The 17,752-nt window shown below is 61.1% G+C and carries 18 protein-coding genes; 14 read left to right on the top strand and 4 right to left on the bottom strand.

What is annotated here, in order from left to right:
• Positions 1-36 precede the first annotated feature (36 nt).
• Entirely contained in the window at positions 37-819 is a 783-nt protein-coding gene (locus AC1RR7_RS16835; protein WP_493066030.1) for a PhzF family phenazine biosynthesis protein, read from the bottom strand.
• Between the two features lie 89 nt (positions 820-908).
• Positions 909-1,379, bottom strand: a complete 471-nt coding sequence (gene ybaK / locus AC1RR7_RS16830) for a Cys-tRNA(Pro) deacylase (protein WP_096818466.1) — start codon at positions 1,377-1,379, stop codon at positions 909-911.
• A 361-nt stretch (positions 1,380-1,740) separates the two neighbouring features.
• Between ybaK and AC1RR7_RS16825 the strand changes: the two genes are divergently transcribed.
• The 14 genes from AC1RR7_RS16825 (at position 1,741) to AC1RR7_RS16760 (ending at position 15,956) form a co-directional block, all read left to right on the top strand.
• Complete coding sequence (locus AC1RR7_RS16825) at positions 1,741-2,592, top strand: MIP/aquaporin family protein (RefSeq protein WP_085730171.1); 852 nt, start codon at positions 1,741-1,743, stop codon at positions 2,590-2,592.
• 77 nt (positions 2,593-2,669) lie between these two features.
• A complete protein-coding gene (gene glpK / locus AC1RR7_RS16820) occupies positions 2,670-4,172 on the top strand; it encodes a glycerol kinase GlpK (protein WP_096818468.1) in 1,503 nt (500 codons plus the stop codon).
• 95 nt (positions 4,173-4,267) lie between these two features.
• The gene (locus AC1RR7_RS16815; RefSeq protein WP_007953179.1) at positions 4,268-5,023 is read left to right on the top strand and encodes a DeoR/GlpR family transcriptional regulator; all 756 of its coding nucleotides are present in this window, start codon (positions 4,268-4,270) and stop codon (positions 5,021-5,023) included.
• 325 nt (positions 5,024-5,348) lie between these two features.
• Complete coding sequence (gene glpD, locus AC1RR7_RS16810) at positions 5,349-6,884, top strand: glycerol-3-phosphate dehydrogenase (protein ID WP_493158029.1); 1,536 nt, start codon at positions 5,349-5,351, stop codon at positions 6,882-6,884.
• Positions 6,885-7,226: 342 nt separating this feature from the next.
• On the top strand, positions 7,227-8,141 hold the full coding sequence (locus AC1RR7_RS16805; protein ID WP_102620767.1) for a glutamate/aspartate ABC transporter substrate-binding protein: 915 nt from the start codon (positions 7,227-7,229) through the stop codon (positions 8,139-8,141).
• A gap of 194 nt (positions 8,142-8,335) precedes the next feature.
• Complete coding sequence (locus AC1RR7_RS16800; protein ID WP_102620768.1) at positions 8,336-9,082, top strand: amino acid ABC transporter permease; 747 nt, start codon at positions 8,336-8,338, stop codon at positions 9,080-9,082.
• Positions 9,082-9,753, top strand: a complete 672-nt coding sequence (locus AC1RR7_RS16795; RefSeq protein WP_102620769.1) for an amino acid ABC transporter permease — start codon at positions 9,082-9,084, stop codon at positions 9,751-9,753. Before AC1RR7_RS16800 ends, AC1RR7_RS16795 begins: the two co-directional genes overlap by 1 nt.
• The gene (locus AC1RR7_RS16790) at positions 9,750-10,484 is read left to right on the top strand and encodes an amino acid ABC transporter ATP-binding protein (protein WP_102620770.1); all 735 of its coding nucleotides are present in this window, start codon (positions 9,750-9,752) and stop codon (positions 10,482-10,484) included. Before AC1RR7_RS16795 ends, AC1RR7_RS16790 begins: the two co-directional genes overlap by 4 nt.
• Positions 10,485-10,549: 65 nt before the next feature.
• Complete coding sequence (aauS, locus tag AC1RR7_RS16785) at positions 10,550-12,451, top strand: two-component sensor histidine kinase AauS (RefSeq protein ID WP_096818478.1); 1,902 nt, start codon at positions 10,550-10,552, stop codon at positions 12,449-12,451.
• Complete coding sequence (aauR, locus tag AC1RR7_RS16780) at positions 12,448-13,776, top strand: two-component response regulator AauR (RefSeq protein WP_102620771.1); 1,329 nt, start codon at positions 12,448-12,450, stop codon at positions 13,774-13,776. The genes aauS and aauR overlap by 4 nt, the downstream gene beginning before the upstream one ends.
• A 20-nt stretch (positions 13,777-13,796) precedes the next feature.
• Positions 13,797-14,126 (top strand): GlpM family protein, encoded by a 330-nt coding sequence (locus tag AC1RR7_RS16775; protein WP_273539863.1) that lies wholly within the window; start codon positions 13,797-13,799, stop codon positions 14,124-14,126.
• 123 nt (positions 14,127-14,249) lie between these two features.
• Complete coding sequence (locus AC1RR7_RS16770) at positions 14,250-15,170, top strand: arginase family protein (RefSeq protein ID WP_493158028.1); 921 nt, start codon at positions 14,250-14,252, stop codon at positions 15,168-15,170.
• A complete protein-coding gene (locus tag AC1RR7_RS16765) occupies positions 15,167-15,541 on the top strand; it encodes a DMT family transporter (RefSeq protein ID WP_493158027.1) in 375 nt (124 codons plus the stop codon). The genes AC1RR7_RS16770 and AC1RR7_RS16765 overlap by 4 nt, the downstream gene beginning before the upstream one ends.
• 31 nt (positions 15,542-15,572) lie before the next feature.
• Complete coding sequence (locus AC1RR7_RS16760) at positions 15,573-15,956, top strand: DMT family transporter (protein WP_373874115.1); 384 nt, start codon at positions 15,573-15,575, stop codon at positions 15,954-15,956.
• 45 nt (positions 15,957-16,001) lie between these two features.
• Here AC1RR7_RS16760 and AC1RR7_RS16755 read toward each other — a convergent pair whose 3' ends face one another.
• Together AC1RR7_RS16755 and AC1RR7_RS16750 are read right to left on the bottom strand one after the other, a co-directional pair.
• A complete protein-coding gene (locus AC1RR7_RS16755; RefSeq protein WP_493158026.1) occupies positions 16,002-16,868 on the bottom strand; it encodes a fatty acid desaturase family protein in 867 nt (288 codons plus the stop codon).
• 67 nt (positions 16,869-16,935) lie between these two features.
• A complete protein-coding gene (locus AC1RR7_RS16750) occupies positions 16,936-17,697 on the bottom strand; it encodes a MipA/OmpV family protein (protein WP_096818491.1) in 762 nt (253 codons plus the stop codon).
• Between the last annotated feature and the right edge of the window lie 55 nt (positions 17,698-17,752).

The raw sequence follows: 17,752 nt of genomic DNA, 5'->3' as shown, positions 1-17,752 counted from the left end.
AAGAGGGAGCCTGATGGCTCCCTCATTGTTTTGGCCTCAGCCCAGCATCAAGGTGCCGCTGGCGACCAGCGTCGCATTCCCGCCGATCTTCACCCGCTCGCCTTCCAGCCGACAGAACAACTCCCCGCCCCGCGCCGAACGCTGGCACGCGGTCAGGCTCGATTTGCCCAGACGTTTTGACCAATACGGAATCAGGCTGCAATGGGTCGAGCCGGTCACCGGGTCTTCATTGATACCGATGGCCGGAGCGAAGTAGCGCGAGACGAAATCATGCTGGTTACCCCGGGCCGTGACGATGGCGCCGAGCCAAGGCAGTTTGGCCAGGGCGACCATGTCCGGCGTGCAATCGAGCACCGCCTGCTCCGACTCCAGCACCACGAACAGCTCGTTGGAACCGAGCACGTCCACGGCTTCGACGCCCAGCGCCCGCTCGACATCCAGCGTCACACCGATTTCCGACGGCACGATCGAAGGGAAATCCAGCCACAAACGACCGCCCTCGCGACTGACACTCAAAGGGCCGGACTTGCAGGTGAAATCCAGACGCTCGGCCGTTTCCTTGTAAATCTCGAACAATACGTACGCGCTGGCCAGCGTCGCGTGACCGCACAATGGCACCTCGGTGGTCGGCGTGAACCAGCGGATATGCCAGGCCTGGCCTTCGCGCACCAGAAACGCGGTTTCCGCCAGGTTGTGCTCGGCGGCGATCTTCTGCATCAAGTCGTCCGCGAGCCAGGCGTCGAGCCGATAGACCATCGCCGGGTTGCCACTGAACGGCCGATCACTGAAGGCGTCGACCTGATGAAACTCTAGCTGCATAACGTTCTCCCTGAATTCGTCAACGGAGCATGCCGCTACGGCTCGTTCATCGCCAGTGACAGAACCGGTCAATTTTCCTCATACAGACCTCAGGAACGGCCGATGTCGGCGAATTTGGCCTGGGTGTGCTCGGCCAGAACGGCGGGCGCCAACTCAACTTCCAGTCCACGTCGCCCGGCACTGACATAAATGGTCGCAAAAGCCTGGGCGGAATTATCGATGAAAGTACGCAGGCGCTTTTTCTGCCCCAGCGGACTGATGCCGCCCAACAGGTAACCGGTGGAACGCTGCGCAGCGGCCGGGTCGGCCATCTCCACTTTTTTCACGCCGGCGGCGTGGGCCAGCCCCTTGAGGTCGAGGCTTCCGACGACCGGCACCACCGCCACCAGCAATTCACCTTTTTCGCTGGCCGCCAGCAGCGTCTTGAACACCTGCGCCGGCTCCAGGCCCAGTTTTTCCGCGGCCTCCAGCCCGTAGGACGCCGCCTTGGGGTCATGTTCGTAACTGTGCACGCGATGTTCGGCACGAACTTTTTTCAACAAGTCCAACGCAGGGGTCATGGCAGCTCCGGGCTCGGCAGTGGCAAAAAATCCTGCGCCGGATTCTAGGCCATCGCCATACAAAAGGCTCTACCACGCGCCACGTTTCCCGGGGCTTGCAGGCCGATAACAGGATCGTCAGGCCAGTGACCCGCAGGATCATTCACACGGCTGATAGTTTATTTGTGACTGACGGTTCACTTTCGACCTTTGACAGCTTTGTTTCTTGTCTATATTTTTTCGAATCTGAATAATGTAAGAATTATCGTCACCGCAGCACCCAGCAGTAAACCGGGAACAGGATGGGGATCCTGCCCTGGCGAAAATCGCGCCTTGCCCTGTCGGCAAACGCGCCAGACAACAACAAAAACCGAGGTTTTCAATGACAACTGCGTTACAGCAACCATCGCTCTCGAGCCAGTGCCTGGCCGAGTTTCTGGGTACTGCACTTCTGATCTTTTTCGGTACGGGCTGCGTCGCCGCGCTCAAGGTCGCGGGCGCGAGCTTCGGCCTGTGGGAAATCAGCATCATCTGGGGCGTCGGCGTGAGCATGGCGATCTACCTCACCGCCGGGGTTTCCGGTGCGCACCTGAACCCTGCCGTCAGTATCGCCCTGAGCATTTTCGCCGACTTCGAAAAGCGCAAACTGCCGTTCTACATCCTCGCTCAGGTCGCCGGCGCCTTCTGCGGCGCGCTGTTGGTTTACACGCTGTACAGCAACCTGTTCTTCGATTTCGAACAAACTCACCACATGGTTCGTGGCTCGGCCGCCAGCCTGGAACTGGCGTCGGTGTTCTCCACCTTCCCGAACCCTGCGCTGTCGACTGCCCAGGCGTTCCTGGTCGAGGTGATCATCACGGCGATCCTGATGGGCGTGATCATGTCCCTGACCGACGACAACAACGGCCTGCCGAAAGGCCCGCTGGCACCACTGCTGATCGGCCTGCTGATTGCCGTGATCGGCAGCTCGATGGGCCCGCTGACCGGCTTCGCGATGAACCCGGCCCGTGACTTCGGTCCGAAACTGATGACTTTCTTCGCGGGCTGGGGTGAAATTTCCTTCACCGGCGCACGTGAAATCCCGTACTTCCTGATTCCGATTTTTGCACCGATTGTCGGTGCCTGCCTCGGCGCTGCCGGGTATCGCGGGCTGATTGCCCGTCACCTGACCGGCGCCACACCTGCTACAAAGGATGCAGAACCGGCCATTGACGGCAAACCAAGAACTTCTTGAAACAGTCGGCGCAGGTTCCTGCCCATTCGAACCTGCGCCACGGCCCACTCTCCCTTATTTCGTCCAAGGCAATCGACATGACCGACATTCAGAATAAGAACTACATCATTGCCCTCGATCAGGGTACGACCAGCTCCCGCGCGATCATTTTCGACCGCGATGCGAACGTGGTCTGCACCGCGCAGCGCGAATTCGCCCAGCATTACCCACAAGCCGGTTGGGTCGAACACGACCCGATGGAAATCTTCGCCACCCAGAGCGCCGTGATGGTCGAAGCGCTGGCCCAGGCCGGTCTGCATCACGACCAAGTGGCCGCCATCGGCATCACCAACCAGCGTGAAACCACCGTGGTCTGGGACAAGACCACCGGCCGCCCGGTCTACAACGCGATCGTCTGGCAATGCCGCCGCAGCACCGAGATCTGCCAGCAGCTCAAGCGCGACGGCCACGAAGAATATATCCGTGACACCACGGGCCTGGTCACCGACCCGTACTTCTCCGGCACCAAACTGAAGTGGATCCTCGACAACGTCGAAGGCAGCCGCGAACGTGCGCGCAACGGCGAACTGCTGTTCGGCACCGTCGACAGCTGGCTGATCTGGAAATTCACCGGCGGCAAGGTCCACGTCACCGACTACACCAACGCCTCGCGCACCATGCTCTTCAACATCCACACACTTGAGTGGGACGCGAAGATGCTGGAGATTCTCGACATCCCGCGCGAAATGCTGCCGGAAGTCAAAGCCTCCTCGGAAATCTACGGTCGTACCAAGAGCGGCATCGCCATCGGTGGTATCGCCGGCGACCAGCAGGCTGCGCTGTTCGGCCAGATGTGCGTGGAGCCCGGCCAGGCGAAAAACACCTACGGCACCGGCTGCTTCCTGCTGATGAACACCGGCGACAAAGCGGTGAAGTCCCAGCACGGCATGCTCACCACCATCGCCTGCGGCCCGCGCGGCGAAGTGGCTTACGCGCTGGAAGGCGCTGTGTTCAACGGCGGTTCGACCGTGCAGTGGCTGCGCGATGAACTGAAAATCATCAACGACGCTCACGACACCGAATACTTCGCCAATAAAGTGAAGGACAGCAACGGCGTTTATCTGGTGCCAGCCTTCACCGGCCTCGGCGCTCCGTACTGGGACCCGTATGCCCGTGGCGCCCTGTTCGGCCTGACTCGCGGCGTGCGTGTGGATCACATCATTCGCGCTGCGCTGGAATCGATTGCCTACCAGACCCGCGACGTACTCGACGCCATGCAACAGGACTCCGGCGAACGCCTCAAGGCCCTGCGCGTGGACGGCGGCGCAGTGGCGAACAACTTCCTCATGCAGTTCCAGGCCGACATCCTCGGCACGCAGGTCGAACGCCCGCAAATGCGCGAAACCACTGCACTCGGCGCCGCTTACCTGGCTGGTCTGGCGTGCGGTTTCTGGGGCAGCCTGGAAGAACTGCGCGGCAAGGCAGTGATCGAACGCGAGTTCGAACCGAGCCTGGACGAAGCGGCAAAAGAGAAGCTCTATAAAGGCTGGAAAAAAGCCGTCAGCCGTACCCGTGACTGGGAACGTGAGGACGCCGAATAAGCCACGAACCGGACTCGTATCCGTATGTAACTGGTCGGGAGCGGATTCCTGCGGCATCATGGGCAAATTTTGCACGGCAGCCCAAAGGAAGCCCCATGAATCTGCCTCCCCGTCAGCAGCAAATCCTCGAGCTGGTCCGCGAACGCGGCTATGTGAGCATCGAGGAAATGGCCACGCTGTTCGTTGTTACCCCGCAAACCATCCGCCGCGACATCAATCAACTGGCGGAAGCCAATCTGCTGCGTCGTTACCACGGCGGCGCCGCCTATGATTCCAGTGTTGAAAACACCGCCTATGCGATGCGCGCCGATCAGATGCGCGATGAAAAACAACGCATCGGTGAAGCCATCGCCGCACAGATTCCCGATCACGCCTCGCTGTTCATCAACATCGGCACCACCACCGAATCCATCGCCCGCGCCCTGCTCAACCACAGCCACCTGAAAATCATCACCAACAACCTGCACGTCGCCTCGATGCTCAGCGCCAAGGATGATTTCGATGTGCTGCTCACCGGCGGCAATGTCCGTCGCGACGGCGGCGTGGTGGGTCAGGCGAGCGTGGATTTCATCAATCAATTCAAGGTCGACTTTGCGCTGGTGGGCATCAGCGGCATCGATGAAGACGGCAGCCTGCTCGACTTCGATTACCAGGAAGTCCGGGTGTCCCAGGCAATCATCGCCAATGCCCGCCAGGTGATCCTCGCGGCGGACTCCAGCAAGTTCGGCCGTAACGCAATGATCCGCCTCGGCCCGATCAGCCTGATCGATTGCCTGGTCACCGACCAGCAGCCGGTGCCGGCCCTGGCGCAACTGCTGAGCCAGCACAAGATTCGCCTGGAAGTCGTTTAACCCCCCCTCCTTTTATTTCTCGTTCCCACGCTCCGCGTGGGAACGCAGCCCGGGACGCTCCGCGTCCCCTCCCAAGCGCTGACGCAGAGCGTCAATGTATGCATTCCCACGCAGACGGTTCGACGCCTCGACGTGGGAACGATCAATCGCTCGCGTAGGGCGATCCGCCCGCGAATGTTCGAATATTTTCCTTTCTCCGCCCTTCGATGAGTTTTTTCAATCGAAGTCGGCTGGCTGTGCGCGTCTTTATGGGCTACCATTTTCGCAAATGAACATTCATGTTCGATTTCCAAGACAGAAAATCAAAAGAGCCCGAGGCCAGCCGATGTCCACATCTACCTTGCGTACGCCCCCTATCTCCGAGATCTACGATATCGCCGTCATCGGCGGCGGGATCAATGGCGTGGGGATCGCAGCGGATGCCGCCGGTCGCGGTCTTTCGGTGTTCCTTTGCGAAAAGGACGACCTGGCCAGCCACACCTCGTCGGCCAGCAGCAAGCTGATCCACGGTGGCCTGCGCTACCTCGAACATTACGAATTCCGTCTGGTGCGCGAAGCCCTGGCCGAGCGCGAAGTGCTGCTGGCCAAGGCCCCGCACATCGTCAAACCAATGCGTTTCGTACTGCCGCACCGTCCGCACCTGCGTCCGGCGTGGATGATCCGTGCCGGCCTGTTCCTCTATGACAACCTCGGCAAGCGCGAAAAACTTGCGGGCTCCAAGAGCCTGAAGTTCGGCGCCGACAGCGCGCTGAAAAGCGAAATCACCAAAGGCTTCGAATACTCCGACTGCTGGGTCGATGACGCCCGCCTCGTCGTGCTGAACGCCATGGCCGCCCGTGAGAAAGGCGCGCATGTCCACACCCAGACCCGTTGCGTCAGCGCCCGCCGGGCCAAAGGCCTGTGGCACCTGAACCTGGAACGCGCCGATGGCAGCCTGTTTTCGATCACCGCCAAGGCACTGGTGAACGCCGCCGGCCCATGGGTCGCCAAGTTCATCCGTGACGACCTGAAGATGGAATCGCCGTACGGCATCCGCCTGATCCAGGGCAGCCATGTCATCGTGCCGAAACTGTACGAAGGCGATCACGCGCACATCCTGCAGAACGAAGATCAGCGCATCGTTTTCACCATTCCGTACCTGAACCACTTCACCCTGATCGGCACCACCGACCGCGAATACACCGGCGATCCGGCCAAAGTAGCGATCACCGACGGCGAAACCGATTACCTGCTCAAAGTGGTCAACGCCCACTTCAAGAAGCAGATCAATCGCGAAGACATCCTGCACAGCTACTCGGGCGTGCGCCCACTGTGCAACGACGAATCCGACAATCCTTCGGCCGTGACCCGCGACTACACCCTGGCGCTGTCCGGCAGCACCGAAGAAGCGCCGCTGCTGTCGGTGTTCGGCGGCAAGCTGACCACCTACCGCAAACTCGCCGAGTCGGCGATGGCGCAGTTGATGCCGTTCTTCACGCAGATGCGTCCGAGCTGGACCGCCAGCGCCACCCTGCCGGGCGGCGAAGACATGACCACGCCGCAGGCCCTGAGCGCGCTGATCCGCGACAAGTTCGACTTCGTGCCAACCGAAATTGCCCGTCGCTGGGCCACCACCTACGGCAGCCGCACCTGGCGCATGCTGGAAGGCGTCGACACCCTCGCCGACATGGGCGAGCACATCGGCGGCGGTCTCTACACCCGTGAAGTCGATTACCTGTGCAGCGAAGAATGGGCCACCACCGCGCACGACATCCTGTGGCGCCGCAGCAAACTGGGGCTGTTCACCACCCCGGCCGAGCAGGAAAAACTCGCGGCGTACCTGAACAAGGTCGAGCAGAACCGCAAGATCGAAGCGGCCTGATCGATCCGCCCGTAAAACAAAAAGCCCCTGAATCGAGAGATTCAGGGGCTTTTTGCATCCCGGCTGAAACATGGGATGACGAATGCCGTTCGGTTTTCCGAACGCGACCTGTCAGTCGATTCGGATAACCGGATCAGAAACGCAGAAAAACACCATCACAAAACCTTAATCATCAAATAAATCAATAAGTTAACTTGTAGCAACTGGTCTGGCACGAGTCATGCTCTACACTCCTTCGACGAATGCCTGTTGCGCCAACACAGCAGGAGCCGTCAGGCATTCGAAGCACAAAAGGGCCCGCTCAACCGGCTCCATAAAAAAAACAATGTCGAGGAAAATTTGATGCGCATCGTTCCCCATATCCTGGGCGCAGCCATTGCTGCCGCTCTGATCAGCACACCAGTTTTCGCTGCCGAGCTCACCGGCACCCTTAAGAAGATCAAAGAGTCCAACACCATCACCCTGGGGCACCGCGACGCCTCCATTCCGTTTTCCTACATCGCTGACGCCTCCGGCAAACCGGTCGGCTACTCCCACGATATCCAGCTGGCCATCGTCGAAGCGATCAAGAAAGACCTGGACCTGCCAAACCTGCAGGTCAAATACAACCTCGTGACCTCGCAGACCCGTATCCCGCTGGTGCAAAACGGCACCGTGGACGTCGAGTGCGGCTCCACCACCAACAACGTCGAGCGTCAGCAGCAGGTCGACTTCTCCGTCGGCATCTTCGAGATCGGTACCCGTCTGCTGTCCAAGGCCGGTTCGCAGTACAAGGATTTCGACGATCTGAAAGGCAAGAACGTCGTGACCACCGCCGGCACCACCTCCGAGCGCATCCTCAAGGCGATGAACGCCGACAAGCAGATGGGCATGAACGTCATCTCTGCCAAGGACCACGGCGAATCCTTCCAGATGCTGGAATCGGGTCGTGCCGTTGCGTTCATGATGGACGACGCGCTGCTGGCAGGCGAAGCCGCCAAGGCCAAGAAAGCCACCGACTGGGCCGTGACCGGCACTCCGCAGTCCTATGAAATCTACGGCTGCATGGTCCGCAAGGGCGACGAGCCGTTCAAAAAGGCTGTGGATGACGCCATCAAGGCGACCTACGCATCGGGCGAGATCAACAAGATCTACACCAAGTGGTTCATGTCGCCGATTCCACCAAAAGGCCTGAACCTGAACTTCCCGATGAGCGACGAGCTCAAGGCCCTGATCGCCAACCCGACCGACAAAGCGGCTGACGACAAGAAGTCCTGATTTCTGACTAACCTTGTTCCCTGAGGAGGCGCCTGCCTTCTCAGGGAATGGTCACTCCCTGCTGGCACTTTTTGGAAACACTCGAACCGGTGGCTGTCGAGCCGATCGCGTGTGCCTGACCGTCAGGATCAGGCCGGGAACGGAGCTTCCCCAGGCGGGCACTTGTACATCGATCGAATCGAGGGGAGACCCTAATGAATTACAACTGGGACTGGGGCGTGTTCTTCAAGTCCACCGGCGTGGGCAGCGAGACTTATCTCGACTGGTTCATTTCCGGTCTGGGCTGGACCATCGCCATCGCCATCGTGGCCTGGATCATCGCCCTGCTGCTGGGCTCGCTGCTGGGCATCATGCGCACCGTGCCGAACCGCATCGTATCGGGCATCGCGACCTGCTACGTCGAACTGTTCCGTAACGTACCGCTGCTGGTTCAGCTGTTCATCTGGTACTTCCTGGTACCGGACCTGCTGCCGCCGGACCTGCAGGAGTGGTACAAGCAGGACCTGAACCCGACCACCTCGGCCTACCTGAGCGTTGTCGTGTGCCTGGGCCTGTTCACCGCCGCCCGTGTCTGCGAACAGGTTCGCACCGGTATCCAGGCGCTGCCACGTGGCCAGGAATCCGCCGCCCGCGCCATGGGTTTCAAGCTGCCGCAGATCTACTGGAACGTGCTGCTGCCCCAGGCCTACCGGATCATCATTCCACCGCTCACCTCGGAATTTTTGAACGTGTTCAAGAACTCCTCCGTGGCGTCCCTGATCGGCCTGATGGAACTGCTGGCGCAAACCAAACAGACCGCCGAGTTCTCGGCCAACCTGTTTGAAGCCTTCACCCTGGCGACCCTGATCTATTTCACCCTGAACATGAGCCTGATGCTGCTGATGCGCATGGTCGAGAAGAAAGTCTCCGTGCCCGGCCTGATCTCCGTGGGGGGTAAATAATGGACTTCGATTTCAGTGGCATCGTCCCGGCCATTCCCGGCCTGTGGAACGGCATGCTGATGACCCTCAAGCTGATGGCGATGGGCGTTGTCGGCGGGATCATTCTCGGCACCCTACTCGCGCTGTGCCGTCTGTCCCATAACAAACTGCTGTCGAACATTGCCGGCGCCTACGTCAACTATTTCCGCTCGATCCCGCTGCTGCTGGTCATCACCTGGTTCTACCTGGCGGTGCCATTCGTGCTGCGCTGGATCACCGGCGAAGACACCCCGATCGGCGCGTTCACCTCGTGCATCGTGGCCTTCATGATGTTCGAAGCGGCGTACTTCTGCGAAATCGTCCGTGCCGGCGTGCAGTCGATTCCGAAAGGCCAGATGGGTGCCGCACAGGCGCTGGGCATGAGCTACGGCCAGATGATGCGCCTGATCATCCTGCCCCAGGCGTTCCGCAAGATGACCCCGCTGCTGCTGCAGCAGAGCATCATCCTGTTCCAGGACACCTCGCTGGTCTACACCGTGGGCCTGGTGGACTTCCTCAACGCCTCGCGCGCCAGTGGCGACATCATTGGCCGCTCGAATGAGTTCCTGATCTTCGCAGGTCTCGTGTACTTCACCATCAGCTTTGCCGCCTCGGTGCTGGTCAAGCGTCTGCAAAAAAGGTTCGCCGTATGATCTCTATCAAGAACATCAACAAGTGGTATGGGGACTTCCAGGTGCTGACCGATTGCAGCACCGAGGTCAAAAAGGGTGAAGTGATCGTGGTCTGCGGTCCGTCCGGTTCGGGCAAGTCGACCCTGATCAAGTGCGTCAACGCGCTGGAGCCGTTCCAGAAAGGCGACATCGTGGTCGACGGCACGTCGATTGCCGACCCGAAGACCAACCTGCCGAAACTGCGCTCGCGCGTCGGCATGGTGTTCCAGCACTTCGAACTGTTCCCGCACCTGACCATCACCGAAAACCTGACCATCGCGCAGATCAAGGTGCTGGGCCGCAGCAAGGAAGAGGCGACCAAGAAAGGTCTGCAACTGCTTGATCGCGTCGGTCTGGCTGCCCATGCCCACAAGCACCCGGGCCAACTGTCCGGCGGTCAACAACAGCGTGTGGCGATTGCCCGTGCGCTGGCGATGGACCCGATCGTCATGCTGTTCGATGAACCGACCTCGGCGCTGGACCCGGAAATGGTCAACGAAGTGCTCGACGTGATGGTGCAACTGGCCCACGAAGGCATGACCATGATGTGCGTGACCCACGAAATGGGCTTCGCCCGCAAAGTGGCCGACCGGGTGATCTTCATGGATGCCGGCAAGATCATCGAAGACTGCAAGAAAGAAGAGTTCTTCGGCGACATCAGCCAACGCTCCGAACGCGCGCAGCATTTCCTCGAGAAAATCCTGCAGCACTAAAAACCTGCCGGACTCCCCGACAGCAACTGTCGGGGAATCCGGGTGGTTGACCCAAGGCATCTGTGATGAAATGCGACCCCAATCTCTATCGCGCAACCACGCCATCACTTGCCGTGAAACCCCGTCTGATCCGCCATTTGTTCCTGCCGCCGCTGGTCATCATCCTGATGGTCGGGTTGGGTTACGCCGGCTTCTGGATCAGTGAACACTTCGGCATTCGCAGCCTCAGCGAAAACGGCCAGCGTCAGCTCGAACTGAACGCCCGTGCCGTCGAAAGCGAAATCAGCAAATACACCTACCTGCCCAGCCTGCTGGAACTCGAATCGAGCGTTTCGCAGTTGCTGGACGACCCGACCCCGGAACACCGGCAAACGGTCAACGATTACCTGGAAGGCCTGAACCGGCGCAGCCGCAGTCGGGCCATCTACGTCATGGACACCACCGGCCGCGTCATGGCCACCAGCAACTGGCGCGATGTCGACAGCTACCTCGGCGAAGACCTGTCGTTCCGCGCCTATTTCCAGCACGCCATCCGCGGCCAGCCCGGACGTTTCTACGGGATCGGCAGCACCAACGGCGAACCCGGCTATTACCTGGCCCACGGCCTGGAAGAACACGGCAAGATCATCGGCGTCGCGGTGGTCAAAGTGCGCCTGGAAGCCATGGAAGAGCGCTGGCAACGGGCGCGCCTGGAAGCCTTCGTCAGTGACGAGAACGGCATCATCATTCTCTCCAGCGATCCGGCCCGACGCCTGAAATCCGTGGTGCCACTGAGCGACGAGACCAAGGAAAAACTCGCCCGCAGCCTCCAGTACTACTGGTTCCCGCTCAACGAACTGCAACCTCTGGCCCGGGAAACCCTGGCTGAAGGCGTGGAAAAACTGACCTTCCCGGCCAACAGCGAAGTCGATGCCGACGAGGAGAACATCAGTTACCTGGCGCAAACCCGGCCGCTGAGCGACACTCCGTGGAATTTCACCCTGCTCACACCGTTGCAGGACCTGCGGCGCGAAGCGATCAATCAGGGGATTCTGGTGGCGGTCGCCTTCGCCCTCGTGGCCTTTCTGCTGATCGCCTGGAACGAGCGTCGCAAGGTCATCGCCACCCGCCTCGCCGCCCGGGAAGCCCTGCAGGAAGCCAACAATCAGCTGGAGCGTCGGATTACCGAACGCACCGCCGACCTGCGCGCCAGCAATGACCGGCTCAAGAGTCAGATCCGCGAACGCCGTCAGGCCGAAGAAACCTTGCGCCGCGCCCAGGACGAACTGGTGCAGGCCGGCAAGCTCGCGGCCATCGGCCAGATGTCCACCAGCATCGCCCACGAACTGAACCAGCCATTGGCAGCGATGCGCACCTTGTCCGGCAATACGATTCGCTTTCTGGAACGTGGTCAGCTCGACGTCGCCAGCACCAACCTGAAAACCATCAATGACCTGATCGACCGCATGGGTCGGATCACCGCCAGCCTGCGCTCGTTCGCCCGGCGCGGCGACGACAAGGGTCGCGCCAGCCTCGGCAAAGCCGTGGACGCCGCGCTGCAAGTACTCGGTGCCCGTGTCGAAAAAGCCGCCCTGCAAGTGCATCGTCAGTTCATTGATGAGCAAGTGCAGATCGACCAGACACGGCTGGAGCAGATTCTGGTCAACCTGATCGGCAACGCCCTCGACGCCATGCAGGCACAACCGCTGCCGGAGCTGTGGCTGGAGGGCGAAGAATTCGACGGCAAATATCGCCTGCGAGTACGCGACAACGGCCACGGTATCGACGCTGAAGCGCGCAAGCATCTGTTCGAGCCGTTCTTCACCACCAAACCCGGCGAACAGGGTCTGGGCCTCGGCCTGACTCTCTCCGCCAGCCTGGCCGCCGCCACCGGCGGACACCTGGGTGTCGAACACCCGGCCAGCGGTGGTACCACCTTCGTCCTCAGTTTACCGTTGGTAAGCCCTACTCCTGCCGAGCCAATATGAACAACGACCTTAGTGTGCTGATCGTCGAAGACGATCCCCATGTGCTGCTCGGCTGCCAGCAGGCCCTGACCCTGGAAGACATTCCCTGCATCGGCGTCGGCAGTGCCGAAGAAGCGCTGGAGCGGGTCGGCGACAATTTCGCCGGCATCGTCATCAGTGACATTCGCCTGCCCGGCATCGATGGCCTGGAACTGTTGACCCGTCTCAAGCAACGCGACCGCAGCCTGCCGGTGGTGCTGATCACCGGTCACGGCGACATCTCCATGGCGGTCGGCGCGATGCAGAAAGGCGCCTACGACTTCATGGAAAAACCGTTCTCCCCGGAACGGCTGGTGGACGTCGCCCGGCGTGCGCTGGAGCAACGCAGCCTGGCTCGCGAAGTCTCGTCTCTGCGCCGGCAACTGGCCGAGCGCGACTCCCTTGAAGGACGGATCATCGGTCGCTCGCCAGCCATGCAGAACCTGCGCGAACTGATCGCCAACGTCGCCGACACCTCGGCCAACGTGTTGATCGAAGGCGAAACCGGTACCGGCAAGGAACTGGTCGCCCGTTGCCTGCACGACTTCAGCCGCCGCCACACCAAGCAATTCGTTGCGCTGAACTGCGGCGGCCTGCCGGAAAACCTGTTCGAAAGCGAAATCTTCGGCCACGAGGCCAACGCCTTCACCGGCGCCGGCAAGCGGCGGATCGGCAAGATCGAACACGCCGACGGCGGCACGCTGTTCCTCGATGAAGTGGAAAGCATGCCGCTGCCACTGCAGATCAAATTGCTGCGGGTGTTGCAGGAGCGCACCCTCGAACGCCTCGGCTCGAACCAGAGCGTGGCGGTGGATTGCCGGGTGATCGCGGCGACCAAGTCCGACCTCGACGAATCGAGCAAGGCCGGGGAATTCCGCAGCGACTTGTACTACCGCCTCAACGTCGTGACGCTGGAGCTGCCGCCCCTGCGCGAGCGCCGCGAAGACATCCTGCAACTGTTCGAACACTTCACCCAGCAATCGGCCCTGCGCTTCGACCGCGCACTGCCGGAGCTGGACAACCAGACGCTGTCGAGCCTGATGAGCCACGACTGGCCGGGCAACGTGCGTGAACTGCGCAACGTCGCCGAACGCTTCGCCCTCGGTTTGCCAGCGTTCAAGAAGTCCGGTGCCAGCAGTGGCGGCCAGGGCCTGGCGTTCGCCGAAGCGGTCGAAGCCTTCGAACGCAATCTGCTCAGCGACGCCCTGCAACGCAGCGGCGGCAACCTGACCCAGGCCAGCCTGGAACTGGGCATGGCCAAGACCACGCTGTTCGACAAAGTGAAAAAATACGGCCTGAGCCATTAAGCGAGAACGATGTGGATCTGATTTTCAAGGCAATGATCGGTGCGGCGGTGGTGGTGATCCTCGCCATGCTGGCCAAGACCAAAAACTACTACATCGCCGGCCTGGTGCCGCTGTTTCCGACCTTCGCCCTGATCGCCCATTACATCGTCGGCAAGGGCCGTTCGGTGGAAGACCTGAAGACCACCATCGTGTTCGGCATGTGGTCGATCATTCCGTACTTCGTGTACCTGGCGACGCTGTACGTGATGGTCGACCGGATGCGCCTGGAAGCTTCATTGGCCGTGGCGGCTGTCGCGTGGCTGATGGCGGCGACGGTGCTGGTCAGCGTCTGGGTACGCCTGCACGCCTGACGGCCGCCGTATGGGAGAGGGCCTGGCCCGTCCCTTGCATTTACCCCCGAAAGCCCGCCCGGCCGGCGCTCATGTTCGATGAGGCCGGTGTCTGGGAGGGTCTGCCAAGGGTGAATTGCGACCTTGAACATTTTAGATCTCGACCACAGCCTGACCGGTCAGGCGTCCATCGCGCGGCTGCTCGACAGCGGCCGCGCCCAACGCCTGGACCTGCTCGACCTCGGCCCGAAACTGCGGCTCTGGTCCAGCGAACGGACCTTTCGCCGCTTTACCGAACGCCTGCGTGAGCGGCCCCGGCACAGCGGCCCTGCACCGGAAATCTTCTTCGTCGGCTCCGGCGACTATCACCATCTGACGCCGGCCTTCCTGACTGACCTGCCCGAGCCGGTAAGCCTGATCCACTTCGACAATCATCCCGACTGGGTTCACTTTGCCCCCCGTCGCCACTGCGGCTCGTGGGTCAATCAGGCCCTGAAACTGCCGAACATCGAACGTATCGTCACCCTCGGGCCGTGCAGCGACGATCTGCAAAATCCGCAGATCAAGGGCGGCAATCTCGGTGCCCTGAAACGCGGTGTGTTGCAGCTGTTCCCGTGGCAGCACCCGCCGTCGAAAGTCTGGGGCCGGGTCGGCGATGGCGCCGGTCATCAGCAACAGGAGAACCTGCTGCACTGGCACAACCTGGCCGATCAGGACTGGACGGCGTTTCTCGACCGGATGATCGCCAGCCTTCCTACCAAAGCCGTGTGGATCACCATCGACAAGGACGTACTGGCCAGCGAAGACGCCGCGACCAATTGGGATCAGGGCCAGATGCGCCTGAGCCACTTGCTCCAGGCGATCCGCAGCCTGGCCGCCAGCAAACGCATCCTCGGCATCGACATCTGTGGCGAGTTCGCCCGCCCGGCCTTCAGCAACGCGTTCAAACGCTGGGAAGCCAAGTCCGACCAGCCGCCGGCCGAGCGCTGGAGCGAAACCGATCTGCTGCGCAACTCGGCGACCAATCAAGCGTTGATCGAGTTGTTCGAGGAGCTGTTCCCATGACCTTGACCGTGATTTGGCTGGTGGCGTTTTCCATCGTGCTCGACGTGATCGGCCAGCTCTGTTTCAAACTCGGCCTGGACCGTTTGCCTGAGCTTGAGGGCGGATTTCGGCTGGGCGCGTTCTGGGGCCAGGTGTTCAACGCGCCGCTGTTGTGGTGCGGAATCGGCGCCTACGTGATCGAGTTTTTCGTCTGGCTCGAAGCGCTGTCCCGGGCGCCGCTGAGCCTGTTGTTTCCCGCCGCCGCGCTGGCGTATTGCGGCGTGGTGCTGGCCGGCAAGCTGTTCCTCGGCGAGACCGTCAGCCGTCGCCGCTGGATGGGCACTCTGGTGATTACGGCGGGCGTGATGCTCGTGTGTGTCGGCCATGCCTGATTCTCAACTGATACTCAAAAGGAATGGCTCGATGGATTGGCTTCACGGCCGTCTCGGCACCGTGGTGCTCTGGGCGTTGCTGATTATTCTGGAAAGTGGCGGGCAGATCGCGACCAAGGTCGGCGGCGATCAACTGGGGCAAATGGACTTCACCCTGCAATGGCTGCTCAACGTCGCCCAGGCACCGGGCGTGCTGTTGGCGATTGCCTGCTACATCGGCGCGTTCTTTGTCTGGATGTTGATTTTGCGGCGCAGCAGCCTGTCCCTGGCGTTTCCGCTCAGTTCGCTGGTGTTCGTCGGCGTGCTGCTGGGGTCGTGGCTGGGGCTGGGAGAACAGATCAGCGTGCTGCACTGGGTGGGTGTGGCCGTGATCATGGGCGGCATTGCGCTGCTGGCCGAGGGCGAGGAAAACTGAGGAAATCGACGGTGGGAGCCTGCTGGCTCCCACGTTGTGTACGGTTCAATCCTTGTGATGATCCACCAGAAATCCGAGGCCGTGGGCCACCGGAATGTCCTTCACCCCCGCCTCCCGCTGCTGCTCGCCAATCTCCCGGTGAAACGCCTTGACCCGGGTCCAATGCATTTTCGGCCGATAGTGATGCTCGGCGTGATAGCCATTGTTCATCCACAACAAGTTGTAGAGCGGGCTGTAGGCGCTGACGCCCCAGGCAATCGGCGAATCCGGGTTGCCGCCAAAATGCTCGTAGTAGCCGTTGAGCGATGACAGCGCCTGACCCAGATACCAGAACGGCAACAACACCAGCACCGCCCGCCAGTCATACGCAGCCAGCCCCAGGTAAAACGCCACTGTCACGCCGATCTCCACTTTGACCCAGCGCGCATCGTCGGGACGCTTGCGACGCATCTCGTCGTAGATCGGCTTGGGGTCGTCGCGAAAGAAACTCAAAAAGGTGTAGGCCCAGGGATTCTCGGGCTGGCCGTCCTTGCCGCGCTGGTAGATCGACAGCGGATCGATGGTCTTGCCATCCGCCCCCGGCCGGTCCGAATTGCCCCGGTGATGGCGGTTGTGGATGTCGCGGTAGAGGGTCTGGGAGAAACCGATGGTCACCGACAGCAGCAGGTCAAAGGCTCGGTTGAGCCACGCCGGCGTGAAGTAGGCGTTGTGGATCTGGTTGTGGGAAATGCTGTTGATGCTCCACGACAGGCTCACCGCATAGCCCAGCGCCAAAGGCAGCAACGCCCACCAGGACAGCGCATGAAAGGCTGTGACCAGCCACACGACAAAAGCGAAATGGGCCAGGCCGAGGGCGATGGGAATCAGGTCCCACAGCGAGTGAGCCAGCAGACGATAAACAGGGCGAGCCATGAAGAACATCCTGAAACAATGGGTTCGACACGGCTGTCTGCAAAGGCCAGACCAGTTCCCGCCTGGCTCACTTGAATTTATAGGCGATCGCCATCTGCACCTCGCCCTGATTGGTATCGCCGACGCTTTTGACAATGCTGCTGTCGGCCGCCGAGTTCGTCAGGTGAATCCAGCTGGCGCTGGCCACCAGCGACCATTGAGGCGCGATAGGGAACTCGAAACTCTGGGTCAGCGCAATATTCTGCAAGCCGCCACCAGCGTTGTAGGCGCGGATGCCGGAGGCCAGGGCTTCCTTGTCGCTGACACCGAAGAACGTGTTGTTTTGCCGGGCATTGGCGAAATGCGCGGTCAGATTGCTGCTGCCGATCACGCCGCCGCCCAGTGGATAGCCGATCTCGCCACCGACCCGACCGAGCACGCCGCCCTGCCCGCCGCCACCGCCGATGGCCTGGCCAACGGACGCGAATACCCGCCAGAAGTCGGCCGGGGCGTACTGCACGAAACCACCGGCCTCGGCCATGTCGGGCACATCGCGCAACCCGCGCAATTCGCCGTTGGAGGTACGGCCCGGCAGGTAATTCACATAAGGGCCGGCGCTGAAACCGTTGGCCTTCAAGGCGCTCCAGGTCAGGCCGTCGTCGGTGCTGAGGCTGACATCGCCCCAGTCCAGATCGAGATACGGTATCGGCCGGGTTTCATAACGGCTGCCGCTGGGATCATGAGGCTGATAACCCAGGCCCACGCCCGCCTCCCCGGTAATCCCCTGCGCCATTGCGCCTGCTGAAAAAGCGCTCAGCGCCGCCAGTAAAAGCAGTGTCTTCCTCTTCATGAGGCCATTCCTTTAATTGAACATGCGCGCATCAATCCCCGGATGCCGCCCACCG

This window comes from Pseudomonas sp. GW821-FHT11G12 (assembly GCF_058808055.1).
The sequence above is the reverse complement of the archived record's forward strand: the minus strand, read 5'-3'. Positions and strand labels throughout refer to the sequence as shown.